Source organism: Streptomyces sp. NPDC001153, assembly GCF_053598315.1.
Map to the genome: position 1 here is coordinate 142,671 of NZ_JBSFJZ010000012.1, position 14,249 is coordinate 156,919.

General features: G+C 71.2%; 14 protein-coding genes. 1 reads left to right on the forward strand and 13 read right to left on the reverse strand.

Annotated features, from left to right (window positions below; genetic code table 11):
• Positions 1 to 33: 33 nt before the first annotated feature.
• The 10 genes from ACWDEN_RS16105 to ACWDEN_RS16150 form a co-directional block, all read right to left on the reverse strand.
• Positions 34 to 324, reverse strand: a complete 291-nt coding sequence (locus tag ACWDEN_RS16105; RefSeq protein ID WP_450859470.1) for a hypothetical protein — start codon at positions 322 to 324, stop codon at positions 34 to 36.
• Positions 321 to 1,331: a signal peptidase I gene (gene lepB, locus ACWDEN_RS16110; protein ID WP_450859471.1), complete on the reverse strand. Its 1,011-nt coding sequence runs from the start codon at positions 1,329 to 1,331 to the stop codon at positions 321 to 323. The genes ACWDEN_RS16105 and lepB (ACWDEN_RS16110) overlap by 4 nt, the downstream gene beginning before the upstream one ends.
• Complete coding sequence (lepB, locus tag ACWDEN_RS16115) at positions 1,219 to 2,310, reverse strand: signal peptidase I (RefSeq protein WP_351604628.1); 1,092 nt, start codon at positions 2,308 to 2,310, stop codon at positions 1,219 to 1,221. Before lepB (ACWDEN_RS16115) ends, lepB (ACWDEN_RS16110) begins: the two co-directional genes overlap by 113 nt.
• On the reverse strand, positions 2,303 to 2,998 hold the full coding sequence (gene lepB / locus ACWDEN_RS16120) for a signal peptidase I (protein ID WP_351604627.1): 696 nt from the start codon (positions 2,996 to 2,998) through the stop codon (positions 2,303 to 2,305). Before lepB (ACWDEN_RS16120) ends, lepB (ACWDEN_RS16115) begins: the two co-directional genes overlap by 8 nt.
• 45 nt (positions 2,999 to 3,043) lie before the next feature.
• Entirely contained in the window at positions 3,044 to 3,394 is a 351-nt protein-coding gene (gene rplS, locus ACWDEN_RS16125; protein WP_055704359.1) for a 50S ribosomal protein L19, read from the reverse strand.
• 135 nt (positions 3,395 to 3,529) lie between these two features.
• On the reverse strand, positions 3,530 to 4,363 hold the full coding sequence (trmD, locus tag ACWDEN_RS16130; protein ID WP_450859472.1) for a tRNA (guanosine(37)-N1)-methyltransferase TrmD: 834 nt from the start codon (positions 4,361 to 4,363) through the stop codon (positions 3,530 to 3,532).
• The gene (gene rimM, locus ACWDEN_RS16135) at positions 4,363 to 4,914 is read right to left on the reverse strand and encodes a ribosome maturation factor RimM (protein WP_351604623.1); all 552 of its coding nucleotides are present in this window, start codon (positions 4,912 to 4,914) and stop codon (positions 4,363 to 4,365) included. Before rimM ends, trmD begins: the two co-directional genes overlap by 1 nt.
• 82 nt (positions 4,915 to 4,996) lie before the next feature.
• On the reverse strand, positions 4,997 to 5,236 hold the full coding sequence (locus ACWDEN_RS16140; protein WP_003973401.1) for an RNA-binding protein: 240 nt from the start codon (positions 5,234 to 5,236) through the stop codon (positions 4,997 to 4,999).
• Between the two features lie 5 nt (positions 5,237 to 5,241).
• Positions 5,242 to 5,670 (reverse strand): 30S ribosomal protein S16, encoded by a 429-nt coding sequence (rpsP, locus tag ACWDEN_RS16145; protein ID WP_351604621.1) that lies wholly within the window; start codon positions 5,668 to 5,670, stop codon positions 5,242 to 5,244.
• A 299-nt stretch (positions 5,671 to 5,969) separates the two neighbouring features.
• Positions 5,970 to 6,566 (reverse strand): hypothetical protein, encoded by a 597-nt coding sequence (locus ACWDEN_RS16150; protein WP_055704355.1) that lies wholly within the window; start codon positions 6,564 to 6,566, stop codon positions 5,970 to 5,972.
• Positions 6,567 to 7,089: 523 nt separating this feature from the next.
• On the opposite strand from ACWDEN_RS16150, the gene ACWDEN_RS16155 reads away from it, so the two are divergent.
• Positions 7,090 to 8,040, forward strand: a complete 951-nt coding sequence (locus tag ACWDEN_RS16155) for an SAM-dependent methyltransferase (RefSeq protein WP_351604619.1) — start codon at positions 7,090 to 7,092, stop codon at positions 8,038 to 8,040.
• On the opposite strand, the gene ftsH is transcribed toward ACWDEN_RS16155, so the two are convergent.
• The 3 genes from ftsH to ACWDEN_RS16170 all read right to left on the reverse strand — a co-directional run bounded on the left by ftsH (position 8,037) and on the right by ACWDEN_RS16170 (position 14,238).
• Positions 8,037 to 9,980, reverse strand: coding sequence for an ATP-dependent zinc metalloprotease FtsH (gene ftsH, locus ACWDEN_RS16160; protein ID WP_450859473.1), 1,944 nt, complete (start codon positions 9,978 to 9,980; stop codon positions 8,037 to 8,039). The two genes, ACWDEN_RS16155 and ftsH, sit on opposite strands and share 4 nt — an antisense overlap.
• Positions 9,981 to 10,097: 117 nt before the next feature.
• Positions 10,098 to 11,648 (reverse strand): signal recognition particle protein, encoded by a 1,551-nt coding sequence (gene ffh / locus ACWDEN_RS16165; RefSeq protein ID WP_351604615.1) that lies wholly within the window; start codon positions 11,646 to 11,648, stop codon positions 10,098 to 10,100.
• Positions 11,649 to 11,793: 145 nt separating this feature from the next.
• Positions 11,794 to 14,238: a [protein-PII] uridylyltransferase gene (locus ACWDEN_RS16170; protein ID WP_450859474.1), complete on the reverse strand. Its 2,445-nt coding sequence runs from the start codon at positions 14,236 to 14,238 to the stop codon at positions 11,794 to 11,796.
• Between the last annotated feature and the right edge of the window lie 11 nt (positions 14,239 to 14,249).

Below are 14,249 nucleotides of genomic sequence, written 5' to 3' on the forward strand. Positions count from 1 at the left end.
GGAGCGGGGGCAAAGACCCGGCGGGCCCCGGACTCACAGGTTCCGGATCGCCTCGGCCAGGTCGGACCCGTACGAGGCCCAACAGCCCACCGAGCCGTCGTCGTGGAGGGTCCCCATGTACCACTCACCGTCGTGGTCGACGAGGCAGAGTTCACCGAAGGCCAGCACGTACGAGGGGCGCAGCGGCTGGTGGGGGCCGCCGCTGCCGTCCTCGGCGTGGACGTGCCGGTCCGGGGAGAGCGGGACGGCGCGCGCGTCGCCTGAGTGGGCGCGCAGGCGGTCCACCGTCCACCCGTCGGGGAGCGCCGGAACCTCCGCGGTCACCGGCTGCCCGCGGTCGTCTTCCGCTCCGCCTTGGTCTCCAGCCGGTCCGCGCGCCGACGCCGCCACACCGCCACCGGCAGTACCGCGGCGATGGCCACACCCTGCGGGGCCACCGTCAGGGCGGCGGACTCCGTGGACTGCTGGTTGATGCCGGGCTGGTCGAAGGTGTCCGGGACGGGCAGGGTGCCCCAGCGGTTGATCGGCCAGGCCTTGACGATGGCGCGGCCCACGACGTCGCTGACCGGGACCATGCCGTGGTGCTTGTCGGACTGGTTGTAGCGCGAGTCGCGGGAGTTCTGGCGGTGGTCGCCCATCACCCAGATGTAGCCCTGGGGGACCGTCACCTTGAACTGGCCGCCCACCTCGTCGTCCGTGCACGGCGTGTTGCCGGGGTAGACGTACGGCTCGTTCAGGGGCTTGCCGTTGACCAGCAGCGGGCCGGTGTTCTTGCACTGGACTGTGTCGCCGCCGACGCCGATCACGCGCTTGATGAGGTCCTTCTCGTTGGCGGACGGCATCAGGCCGATCCAGCTGAGGACCTGCTGCACGGCGTTCGGGCTCGCCGCCGGTTCACCCGCCAGCCAGTTGTCCGGATCGTGGAAGACCACGACCTCGCCGCGCTCGGGCTTGGAGCCGAACCACGGGGTGAGTTTGTCGACCAGGACGCGGTCACCCACCTGGAGGGTGTTCTGCATCGAGGCGGACGGGATCGAGAACGCCTGCACCAGGAACGTCTTGATCAGCAGCGCCAGCACCAGCGCGATGACGACGAGGATCGGCAGCTCCTTCCAGAAGGAGCGCGGCTTCCTCGGCCGGTCCGCGGCCTCGCCCGCACCGGCGCCCTCGGTCCTCGGCCGCTGTCCGTCGTCCGGCGTGCCCTCGTCGCCCGCCGCGTCATTCCCGGAGGTCATGGCGCCGTCCGGCACGGGGGCGTTCGCTTCCACGGGGTGTCCGCGGTGCTCCTCGCCGTCGTGCCCCGACCGTGCGCCAACCGCCACATCCCCCACGCCAACTCCTTACTCTGTGCCGCTGCCTGCTCCACATTCGACGCAGGCCCACCACTCCCATAACGAGCGGGAGTTCCGCAGGGGTCGGGAGCTGGGTCGTTCCGTTCGGATTCTCGGGGGCAACCCTATGCGACAGCGAGGGACCGGCGGTCGCACGCGACGCGGAGTCGGCGACGCTTGCGAAGGTTTTAGGTTCTTCAAGGCGTGTCCAGTGGCCGATCGGCCAGCCGATGGCGACGGCGCGGCCGACCACGGATTTCTCGGACACCGTTCCGCCGTACGGGGTGTTCTGGTGGAAACGGGAGTCCGCGGAGTTGCCCCGGTGGTCGCCCATGACCCACAGCCGGCCCTGGGGAACGGTGATGTCGAAGGGCTGGGCGGACGGGGCGTCACCCGGATAGATGTAATCCCCTTCGGTGAGCGGCACGCCGTTGACGGTGACCCGGCCCTGGCTGTCACAGCACTTGACGTGGTCGCCGCCGACCCCGACGACCCGCTTGATCAGGTCCTTCTCGTTGTCGGAGGGGAGCAGCCCGATGAAGGTGAGGCCTTCCTTGAGCTGCTTGACGACGACCGGATCGTGCTTCTTGGCCGTCTGCTCGTCGGCCAGCCAGCCGCCCGGGTCGTGGAAGACGACGACGTCCCCGCGCTGCGGCTCGGCGCCGAACCACGGGGTGAGCTTGTCGACCAGGACGCGGTCGCCGATCCGGATCGTCTGCTCCATCGAGCCCGACGGGATCACGAACGCCTGGACGAGGAAGGTCTTCAGGACCAGCGCTATGAGGACGGCCACGCCGACCAGAAGGGGGATCTCCCGGACGGCTGAACGCCGCCGCTTGCGTTTGACCTTGCGCTGGAGTTTCCGCCGCTCCGCGCGCGTACGGCCGCCGCCGGGCGCGGAGGTGCGGCGCGATCCGGTGGGCAGCAGATTGTCGGCGGGGCTGCTGGGCACCCCGCGCGGTTTGCCGCGGTTACCCATGCGCGCCCTCCGGGGCGGGCACGCGCGCGTAGGCGGAGGGCGCCGTCAGGTGCGTCCAGTGGTCGTACGGCCACACGATCCAGTCGGCGCGGCCGATGACGTCGCCGACCGGGATCATGCCGCCGCCGGGCGAGCCGAGATGGGCGCGGGAGTCGCTGGAGTCGCTGCGGTGGTCGCCGAGGACGAACAGGCGGCCGGCGGGTACGACGATGTCGAAGGGCACGCTGGAGGCGCTGTCCCCGGGATAGAGGAACGCCGACTCGTCGACGGCGCGGCCGTTCACCTCGATCCTCCCCTGCCTGTCGCAGCAGACCACATGGTCTCCCCCCACACCGACAACGCGCTTGATGTAGTCGGCGTCCCCGAAATACCCCGTACCGTCGAACACGATCACATCGCCGCGGCGCGGCCGGGCACCGAAACGGTACGCCAACTTATTTACGAGAACGCGGTCCCCGATCCTCAAGCCCTGTTCCATGGATCCGCTCGGAATCTGGAACGGTTGCACCACGAAAGCGTTGAGGACGAGCAAAAACGCCAGGCAGAGCAAGAGTGTGAGGGTGATCCGGCCGCCCGGCAGCCAGTTGGCGATCCGCCCGGCCAACGCGAAACGCGACCGTCCCTCCGGCACCGGGGAATCCGGGTGGGAGGGGCGGTCGCGTTCCGTCGGCTGTGCTTCGGTGTCCATCGGGGCGAGATGCTATCCCGCCCCGCCATGGGCTCCGGAGAGCGCTCAGCTCTCGCGCTTCTCCTTGATCTTCGCGGCCTTGCCGCGCAGGTCACGGAGGTAGTACAGCTTGGCGCGGCGCACGTCACCACGGGTGACCAGCTCGATCTTCTCGACGATCGGGGTGTGCACCGGGAAGGTGCGCTCGACGCCGACGGAGAACGAGACCTTGCGGACCGTGAAGGTCTCGCGGACACCGGAGCCCTGGCGACGGATCACAACGCCCTTGAACTGCTGCACACGGGAGCGGTTGCCCTCGATGACGCGGACGTGGACGTTGACGGTGTCACCCGGGCGGAAGGCCGGGATGTCGCTGCGCAGCGACGCGGCGTCGACGGAGTCGAGCAGGTGAGACATTTCGTCTGCTTTCTTCGCTGATGCCACAGGTCATCAACGGAAACTAGGTGTTTGCACGAAGCCGTGTGCGGGTCGGGGCGGGCGTCGTGTCCCCCCGTGGCAGGGGCGCACGCCGGACGGGCGCACAACAGCGGTCTATTGTTCCATGCCCTCGGCCCGCCGCCAAAATCGGCCGTACGGGTGGCCTTCCGGGTCCGGTTCCCAGCCCAGGATGGAGAGCATCTCGCGGTCCTTCTTGTCGAAGGCCTTGGGGTCGCAGCGCTCGATCAGGTCGGGCCGGTTGGCCGTCGTACGCCTGAGGGCCTCGTCGCGGCGCCAGCGGGCGATCTTCCCGTGGTGGCCGCTGAGCAGCACGTCCGGGATGTCCCGGCCGCGCCAGAGGGGCGGCTTGGTGTAGACGGGGCCTTCCAGGAGGCTCGCCATGGCGCCGGGCGCGAAGGAGTCGTCCCGGTGGGACTCGGCGTTGCCGAGGACGCCGGGCAGCAGCCGGGCGACGGCCTCCGTGATGACCAGGACGGCCGCCTCGCCGCCGGCCAGCACATAGTCACCGATGGAGACCTCGTAGACGGGCACGCGCGTGGCGTACTCGTCCATGACGCGCCGGTCGATGCCCTCGTAGCGGGCCGGTGTGAAGATCAGCCAGGGTCGCTCGGAGAGCTCCACGGCGAGTTCCTGGGTGAAGGGCCGGCCGCTGGGCGTGGGCACGATCAGCGCGGGCGCCCGGCCGCCGGTCTCGTAGCCGTCGGCGAGGATCGTGTCCAGCGCGTCGCCCCAGGGCTCGGTCTTCATGACCATGCCGGGGCCGCCGCCGTACGGGGTGTCGTCGACGGTGTTGTGGCGGTCGTACGTCCATGCGCGCAGGTCGTGCACCTGGACATCGAGCTGCCCACGCGCGCGTGCCTTGCCGACGAGGGAGACGTTCAGCGGGTCCAGGTACTCGGGGAAGATCGTGACGACGTCGAGGCGCATTACGACTCTTCCCCTGTGTCGCCGGGGGAGGCGACCTCGGCGCGGTCGTCGATCAGGCCCGGCGGAGGGGTGATGACCGCCTTCTGCTCCGCGAGGTCGATGTCGGCCACGATCTCCTCGACGAAGGGGATCATCACCTCGGTCCCGTCCGGGCGCTCCACGATGAACAGGTCCTGGGAGGGCAGGTGCGAGATCTCGGTGATCCGGCCGACCTCCACGCCGTCCTCGGTGACCACGTCGAGGTCGATGAGCTGATGGTCGTAGTACTCGTCCTCGCCCTCGGGCAGTTCCTCCGGGTCGACCTCGGCGATCAGGAGGGTGTTCCGGAGGGCTTCGGCGGCGTTGCGGTCGGTGACGCCCTCGAAGCGCAGGAGGAGCCGGCCGCTGTGGACCCGGCCGGTGGCGATGGTGAGCGGCCCGGTGGAGGCCGGGTCGGTGGCCAGGACGGCGCCCGGGGCGAGCCGCAGCTCCGGCTCGTCGGTGCGTACCTCCACGGTGACCTCGCCCTTGATGCCATGGGCGCGGCCGATCCGCGCGACTACCAGCTGCACTGTGCTTGATCTCCTGTCATACGACTGCGGGCCGGGGACGGCCCAGTGGCCCTCCCCGGCCCGAGCCGGTTGCGATGAAGCGTCAGCGGACGTGGTCCACGTCGACGAGGTCGACGCGGACACCGCGACCGCCGATGGCGCCCACGACGGTGCGCAGAGCGCGCGCGGTGCGGCCGTTGCGGCCGATCACCTTGCCGAGGTCGTCGGGGTGGACCCGGACCTCGAGCACGCGCCCGCGGCGCAGGTTGCGCGAGGCGACCTGCACATCGTCAGGGTTGTCGACGATGCCCTTCACGAGGTGCTCAAGCGCCTCTTCGAGCATGCTGCTCAGGCCTCGGTCGACTCAGCCGCAGAGGACTCAGCAGCCGCCTCGTCCTTCTTCTCAGCCTTCTTCTTCTGGGTGATCGCCTCACCCTTGCCCTCGTCGTCACCGCCGAGAGCCTCGAACGACGGACGCGCGGCCTTCGGCTCGGCGACGAGCAGCGGCGCGGGGGCCGGCTCGCCCTTGAACTTCTGCCAGTCGCCGGTCTTCTTGAGGATGGCGAGAACCGGCTCGGTCGGCTGCGCGCCGACACCCAGCCAGTACGCCACACGCTCGGCGTCCACCTCGATGACCGACGGGTTGTAGGTCGGGTGGTACTTGCCGATCTCCTCGATGGCCCGGCCGTCACGGCGGGTACGGGAGTCGGCGACGACGATGCGGTAGTGAGGCGAACGGATCTTGCCCAGACGCTTCAGCTTGATCTTGACTGCCACGGGAGTGGGTTCTCCTGGATTTGACGTGGTTGGGCACGGCGAGTTGCCGCGTGGGGTTGCGGTACCCGAGTGCCCGATGGACGCGTCAGCCGGAGGAGAGAGGGGTCCTGTGCGGCTGTCGAGTACAGCTAGCCATTGTGCCATACCCCGCGGGCCGCTTCTGGCCGAGGGTGGGTGAGCCGGGGCCGGGCATGGCTCAGCGGCACCCGGCGTGGAGGTGACCGTACGTCGGGTGCGCTGTTCGGCGTCACGAGGCCACTACCGGCACCCACGAGATGCCGGTGCTTCGCGGCTCGTGATCACGCCGCTCCCGCGACCTCCGGGATTCTGAACGGCTTGCCGCAGCCGCCGCAGACGATGGGGGCCTGGGCGAGGACCGAGGGGACCACGCGGACGTTGCGACCGCAGTCGCAGACCGCCTTGACCCGGACACCGCCGCCGGAGGAGCCGTGCCGGGCGGCCGGGCCGCGGAAGCTGCGGGTGGTGTCCGAGGAGGTCGCCGCCGTGTGCGCCTTCAGCGCGCGCTGCAGCCGCTCGATGGTGGGGCGGTAGCGCCGCTTGGCCTCGGGGTTGAGCGTGACCAGTGAGAAACCGCTGCTCGGGTGCGGCTCCTCGGGGTGGTCGAGGCCCAGCTCCTCGGCGATCGCGAGGAAACGGCGGTTGTGGTAGCGGCCGGCGCGGGAGGTGTCGCGGATCCCACGGGCGGCTGCGATGCCGTGGACTGCCTCATGGAGCAGTCGTTCGAAGGAGAGCTCGTGCCCGCACGCGGACGACGACTCCCCGATCAGGGACTCTGGCGCGGCAAGGTCCGGCAGCTCGGGGTGGTACCGCTGAATGTCGGCCCACGCCTGCGCCAGCTCTGCGGCGAGTACAGGTGGTGTCTGTGTCGTGCTCACGTAATGACAACGAGCGGGAGCTCGAATGTGTTCCTATTCCGGGGCATCCCAAATAATTTGCACGTACCCGTCAGTTGGCACTGATGCGTCCGGACGAGGGCGGGTGCGCTGATCTGCGGAGAAGCCGCACAGCTCGTAACAAGCTGGTGCGTAGTCCGCCCTACGACCCGGCCTGTAGCGACCGGTGCGCTTGTGGCCGGCGGGTGCGCAAGAGGCGTTTCGGCCGCTCTCGTCGCGCAGCCTCACTCCGGTCAGCGTCCGTGGCGCGCATGGCGTTACCCCCGCGTCGTCCGCCCCCCGGCACCGGCCCGTTCCCCCGAAGCGGACACCGTACGGCCATCCAGATTGCCGGGATGTGAAATCTCGCCACACCGGCGCCCGGACCCCAAGCGGGGCCCCACGACCCCTGGACGGGGCAGCGGGCCGGGAGTTACCTGACATACGTGGGAAGTGCGCGCGTACGGCACGGGGCCCACACAACCGGGCACAGCGCTGAACTGTCGGCGGATTGGGGCGCTTACCTATGACACCTACGCTCGCGCGGCAGCACATGCCTCACGCGGATTCCGCACCCCGCGTGGATCTGTACGCACGCGCGCGTGACTGGTCCGAGATCCAGGAGCGGATGCTGGTGCCGCTCTACGAAGCCGTCTACGAACGGCTCGAAGTGGGCCCCGCCACCCGGCTGCTGGGCCTGCGCTGCGGTGCCGGGCTCGCGCTGCTGCTGGCGGCCGGCAGAGGTGCCACCGTCACCGGTGTCGACGCCGCCTCCCCCGAGCGGCTCGCCCTCGCCCGCCGGCGCCTGCTGCCGGACACCTCGCGCGCCGCCGACGGGGACGCCTTCGGCGCGCCCGGTGTGCGCGGCGGCACCGGGCGCACTCGGTACGGCGACGGCACGGGGCACGGCGTGAGCGGCCGTACACGCGCGCGTGCCGTGACCCTCGTGGCGGGCCCGCCCCGTGACCTGGCCGGAACGGACTCCGCGGCCTACACCCTGGTGACCGTCTTCGAGCCGATCGGCTGCCTCGCGGGCGATTCCGAGGGGCTCGGTGAGCTGCTGGCGGACGCCCTGCCGCTGGCCGTGCGCGGGGCCGCCGTGGTGCTGGCCGGCTGGGGTCCGCCGGAGCGCTGCGCCACCTCCTCGGTGCTGCGGGTGGCGACGAAACTGGCCGATCCCCTGCGCAGCGCGCGCAGCTGGCGGCCCGCCCGGCGGGACGACCTGGAGGAGGTCGCCCAGCGGGCGGGGCTGAAACCGGACGGCTCGGGGCGGGTGGCCTGTCCGTTCGGGTACGCCGACCTCGACAGCGCCGTACGGGGGCTGCTGTCGACCGGTCTGTTCGACGCGGCGACCGCGGCGACCGACGCCAAGCAGGTCGACAAGGAGCTGACGGAGGCCCTGCACCCTTACCGGCGCCCGGACGGGACCGTGTGGATGCCGAACGTCTTCCGCTACCTCGTCGCGCGCGTGCCCTAGGAGTCGTCGCTCTCCTTGGTCAGGCGGGCGATCCCGGCGATCCGGTAGGCGTCCGCCTCCTCCAGCGTCTCGTGTTCCAGCAGCGCGTGGGCGAGGGCGTCCAACTGGCCGCGGTGGTCGCGGAGTTTGGCGCACGCCTCGTCGTAGCACTCGTCGACGATCCGCCGCATCTCGCCGTCGATGACGTCGAGGGTCTGCGGGGCGGCGGAGAGGCCGTAGGCCTGCTGGGCGTCGCTCGGGAGGGCGGACAGGCGGCCGACCCGTTCGCTCATGCCCCAGCGGGCCACCATCCCGCGCGCGATGTTGGTGACCTGTTCGAGGTCGTTCTCCGCGCCCGTGGTGACGACTCCGTAGACGACGTCCTCCGCCGCCATCCCGCCCAGGGCGCCGATGATGCGACCGCGCAGGTACTCCTCGGAGTGGGCGTACCGCTCCACCTCGGGCGTGGACATGGTCACCCCGAGTGCCCGGCCGCGCGGCACGATGGTGATCTTGCGGACGGGGTCGGCGCCGGGCTGCAGCATGCCGAGGAGGGCGTGGCCGCTCTCGTGGTAGGCGGTGCGCCGGCGGTCCTCCTCGGGCATCACGAGGGTGCGCTCGGCCCCCAGCTGGACCTTCTCCAGCGCCTCGGACATGTCCGAGGCGGTCACCTGCTCCTGCTTGCGCTTCACGGCCAGGAGCGCGGCCTCGTTGGCGAGATTGGCCAGATCCGCACCCGTCATACCGGGGGTCACGCGAGCCATCTGGGCCAGGTCCACGTCACCCGAGAGCGGGATGTCCCGGGTGTGGATGCGCAGGATGGACTCGCGTCCGGTGCGGTCCGGCGGGGCCACGTTGACCACCCGGTCGAAGCGGCCGGGACGGGTCAGGGCCGGGTCCAGGATGTCCGCGCGGTTGGTCGCGGCGATGACGATCACGCCCTCCGCGCCCGAGAAGCCGTCCATCTCCGTCAGGATCTGGTTCAACGTCTGCTCGCGCTCGTCGTGCCCGCTCATGGAAGCGCCGCCGGCACGCGCCCGGCCGATGGTGTCGATCTCGTCGATGAAGATGATCGACGGCGCCACCTTGCGGGCCTCGGCGAACAGTTCGCGGACGCGGGACGCGCCGACACCGACGATCATCTCGATGAACTCGGACGCCGAGGCGGAGAAGAACGGCACGCCGGCCTCGCCCGCGACCGCGCGTGCGAGCAGGGTCTTGCCGGTGCCCGGCGGGCCGGCGAGCAGCACACCGCGGGGCAGCTTCGCACCCATCCGGCGGTAGACGTCGGGGTGCTCCAGGAAGTCGACGACGTCGTCCAGTTCGCCCTTGACCTCGTCGATGCCGGCCACGTCCGCGAAGGTCGTGCGCTCGGTGCCCGGCCGCGGCCCGACGGGTTTGGGCGGCGCCCGGCGGCCGAAGAGGCCGCCCATGCCGGGCAGGGCCCCGCCGAGCCGCCGCGCGAAGAAGATCCACACCGCGACCAGGACCACGATCGGGATCAGGGACATCAGCACGTTGGACCACAGGCTGCGCTCCTGCACCACCGGCCGTGCCGTCACGGTGACGCCGTGGCTGCTCAGGTTCTGCCACAGCTTGTCGTCCGCGAAGGCCGGGCGCTGTGTCTTGAACTGGGTGTACTTCCCGCCGCCTTCGGGATTGGCCCGTGCGCTCCTGAGCCGGCCCTGGATCGCGTCGCCCTTGGAGTAGATCGTCGCGACGTTGCCGGCGGCTACCTGCCGGCTGAACTCCGTGTACGAGATCGTCGGCTGGTTGCCCTGGCCGAGATAGTTCAGTCCGACATAGGCCAGCAGGAAGACGATCACCGCGGTGACGAGCAGCCCCCACCACTTTCCGCCGCGGATCCCTCCGCCGCCGGGCCGCTGGGACGGTTCGTCGGGGGTGCCCTCGGTGCGCCACGGCTGGTCTGGGGCTTTGCGTGGTGGCGCCGCATCGCTCATATCTGGACGTTAAGGCATACGGCGGACGTCGGCATGCGCTGAGGGCGCCCCCCTCGGCCGGGGCGCGCCCTCAAGGACGTACGAGCGGAGCTCAGCGCATGAACTCCTGGAACGGACTCAGCCCATGAACTTCTTGAACTCGTCCGGCAGCTCGAAGTTCTGGTCGCTCTGCTGCGGCAGCCCGAAGGCGTTTCCGCCTTGCGCGGCGGCCTCGCGGCGCTGGGCCTCCTCCAGCTCCTGCTGCCTGCGCTTCATCGGGTTGCCGGAGCGCTGCTTGCCCTTGGCCTTCTTCTGCTGCTTCTTCTGCCGGCCGGGGCCGCCGCCCATGCCCGGGATCCCCGGCATGCCGGGCATTCCGCCGCCCTGGGCCATGCGGGACATCATCTTGCGGGCGTCGAAGAACCGCTCGACCAGGTTCTTCACCGCGCTGACCTCGACACCGGAACCCTTGGCGATACGGGCGCGGCGGGAGCCGTTGATGATCGTCGGGTCCTGGCGCTCGCCCGGGGTCATCGACTTGATGATCGCGGCGGTGCGGTCGACGTCCCGCTCGTCGATGTTCTGGATCTGGTCCTTGATCTGGCCCATGCCCGGGAGCATGCCGAGCAGCTTGCTGATGCTGCCCATCTTCCGGACCTGTTCCATCTGGGCCAGGAAGTCGTCCAGGGTGAAGTCCTGGCCCTTCTTGGACGCCAGCTTCGAGGCCATCTTGGCGGCCTCTTCCTGGCTGAAGGTCTTCTCCGCCTGCTCGATCAGGGTGAGCAGGTCACCCAGGTCGAGGATGCGGGAGGCCATCCGGTCCGGGTGGAAGGCGTCGAAGTCGTCCAGCTTCTCGCCGTTGGACGCGAACATGATCGGCTTGCCGGTGATCTGCCGGATCGACAGGGCGGCACCACCGCGGGCGTCACCGTCGAGCTTGGAGAGCACCACGCCGTCGAAGCCGACGCCGTCGCGGAAGGCCTCGGCGGTGTTGACGGCGTCCTGACCGATCATCGCGTCGACGACGAACAGGATCTCGTCCGGGGAGACCGCGTCCCGGATGTCCGCGGCCTGCTGCATCATCTCGGCGTCGATACCGAGGCGGCCGGCGGTGTCCACGATCACGATGTCGTGGACCTTGGACTTCGCGAAGTCGATGGAGTCCTTGGCGACCTTGACCGGGTCGCCGACGCCGTTGCCCGGCTCGGGCGCGAAGACGGCGACACCCGCGCGCTCGGCGACGACGCTCAGCTGGTTGACGGCGTTCGGGCGCTGGAGGTCGGCGGCGACCAGCAGCGGCGAGTGGCCCTGCTCCTTGAGCCACTTGGCGAGCTTGCCCGCGAGGGTGGTCTTACCGGCACCCTGCAGACCCGCCAGCATGATCACGGTGGGCGGCTGCTTGGCGAAGCGCAGGCGCCGGGTCTCGCCGCCGAGGATGGTGACGAGCTCGTCGTTGACGATCTTCAGGACCTGCTGGGCCGGGTTCAGCGCGCGCGAGACCTCGGCGCCCAGTGCCCTTTCCTTGACGTTCTTGATGAAGGTCCGGACGACAGGAAGGGCGACGTCCGCTTCGAGGAGCGCGATACGGATCTCGCGCGCCGTGGCGTCGATGTCCGCCTCGCTGAGGCGCCCCTTCCCGCGGAGATTCTTGAAAGTCGCGCTGAGGCGGTCGGAGAGGGTGTCGAACACGGTGGCGTCGGTCCTCGAGGTCGGAGTCGGTTCGGGCTGCCCTCCAGGGTATCCGGCCCCGCAAGCTATTCGTCCTCGCCCGCTCTCCCGAGTGAGCGGACGGGGGCGAAACCTGCGCGGCAGCGGGCATCACAGGGGCGCGAGGTCACGTCCGCAGCGTCTCCTCCAGCACCCGCGCGAGCGACCCCGCGTCCTCGGCCGGCAGTGGCGCCCCCGCGCCGGTGGTGACGTAGAAGGCGTCCACCGCGTTCGAGCCCAGCGTGCTCACATGCATGCTCCGCACCCGCACGCCCGCCTTCTCCAGGGCCATGCCGATCCGGTGCAGCAGGCCCGGGGCGTCCTGGGCGCGGACCTCGATCACCGTGGCGTGGTGGGAGGCCGCCGGCGCGACGGTCACCCGCGGCGGCGGGGCGAGCCAGCCGCGGCGCCTCGGATAGGCCGCGTCCCGTTCGGCGAGGCGGCCGGCGATGTCCAGGGTGCCGTCGAGGGCGCGGACGAGGTCGGCGCGCAGCCGGGCCGCCTGCGGCAGCGAGCCGTACTCCGCGGCCACCCGCCAGTTGAGCAGCAGCACCGAGCCGTCGTCGACGTCGTCGGGCAGGTGCAGGGCGCTGAGTTCCGCCGTACGGACCGTGAGGCGGTGCACGGCGAGGACACCGGCGACGGCGGGCAGGACGGCGGGCTGGTCGGGTACGGCGATGAGCAGCTCCACCCCGAGAGGTTCGCCGGACGGCTCCTCCTCGGTGACCGGTTCGGTCTGGGCGCGCAACGCGAGGACCGGGCCGCCCGTGCGGAACGCCTCGATCGCCAGCCGCTCCTGCTCGACCGTGGGCGCGACGGGCTGCGGCTCCTCGGTGGCGTCGCCCGCCAGCACGGCGGCGACCCGCCGGACCAGGTCGGCGACGAGGGAGCTGCGCCAGGAGGACCAGGCCGCGGGTCCGGTGGCGAGGGCGTCGGCCTCGGTCAGGGCGTGCAGCAGCTCCAGGGTGCTCTGGGTGCCGACCGCCTCGGCGACCGAGCGGACCGTGGCCGGGTCGTCGAGGTCGCGGCGGGTGGCCGTCTCGATCAGCAGCAGGTGGTGGCGGACCAGGGCGGACAGCACGGCCACGTCCGCGCGGTCGAAGCCGATCCGCGCCGCCACGTCCCTGGCGATGATCTCGCCGGCCACCGAGTGGTCGCCGGGCCAGCCCTTGCCGATGTCGTGCAGCAGGGCGGCGACCAGGAGCAGGTCGGGGCGGCTGACCCGGCGGGTCAGTTCGGAGGCGCGGACGGCCGTCTCGATCAGGTGCCGATCGACCGTCCAGATGTGGACGGCATTGCGCTGCGGTCGGCAGCGGACCCGTTCCCAGTCCGGCAGGAGGCGGCTGATCAGGCCCTCCGCCTCCAGTGCCTCCCAGACGTCGATGGTCGGGCGGCCGGAGCCGAGCAGGGTGACCAGCTGCTCACGGGCTTCGGCGGGCCAGGGCGTGGGCAGGGGGCGTGCGGTGGCGGCCATGCGCCGTACGGCGTGCAGGGAGAGCGGGAGGCCGGCCTGCGCGGCGGCGGCCGCGGCGCGCAGGGGCAGCACGGGGTCGCGCTCGGGTCGCGCGGCACGGGCGAGCACCACCTCGCCGTCCTGCTCCACCACGCCCTCGGCGAGCGGCGAGCGCTCGGTGACGGGCTTGCCGCCGCCCAGCATGGCGCGCAGCCGGGGACGGACGGCGCGCGAACGCAGCACGCGCCCCACCTCGCGCCAGGTGACATCACTGGCGTACGAAATGACCCGCGCCGCCTCGTAGACCTGCCGCAGCAGGGTGTCCGCGTCCAGCAGCCCCAGCGCGGCCGCCACCTGGTCCTGCTCCTGGAGCGCGAGCCGGTCGGTGGCGCGACCGGTCGCCAGGTGCAGCGCGTCCCGTACGTCGAGCAGGCGCCGGCGTGCGTCGGCGAGGCCCTCGCGCGGGGCGTCGGCGAGCCAGGAGGCGGCTACGGCGCGCAAGGCGGTGGCGTCGCGCAACCCTCCGCGCGCCTCCTTGAGGTCGGGTTCGAGCAGGTACTGCAGCTCGCCCTGGCGTTCGGCGCGCTCGGCGCAGAGTTCCTGCAGTTCGGGGAGGCGTGTGGGGGCCTGGTTGCGCCAGTCGGCGAGGACGGCCGTACGCAGGCCGGCGGTGAGGCCGCGGTCGCCGGCGAGGTGGCGGGCGTCCAGGAGGCCGAGCTGGACCTTGACGTCGTCCCCGGCGGTCTTGCGGGCCTCAGCCGGGGTGCGCACGGAGTGGTCGAGGGCGAGCCCCAGGTCCCAGACGGGATACCAGAGGCGGTCGGCCAGGGCGGCCACGGCCTTCGGGTCGGAGCCGTCGTGCAGCAGCAGGAGGTCGAGGTCGCTGCGCGGGGAGAGCTCGCCGCGGCCGTAGCCGCCGACGGCGACCAGGGAGGCTCCCGGGAGCTCTCCGGCGGCCGCCGTGAACAGCCCGGCGAGCCAGTCGTCGGTCAGTTCCGCGAGGGCGGCACGGCGCGGCGGCCCGGACCGCGCCCCCTCGGTGAGGAGGCGCAGCCGGGCCGCCGCGTAGCCGCTGGGTCCCGAGTCCTCTGCTTCCGTGCGCACGTCCGTTCCCGTCACCCAGCGACTCC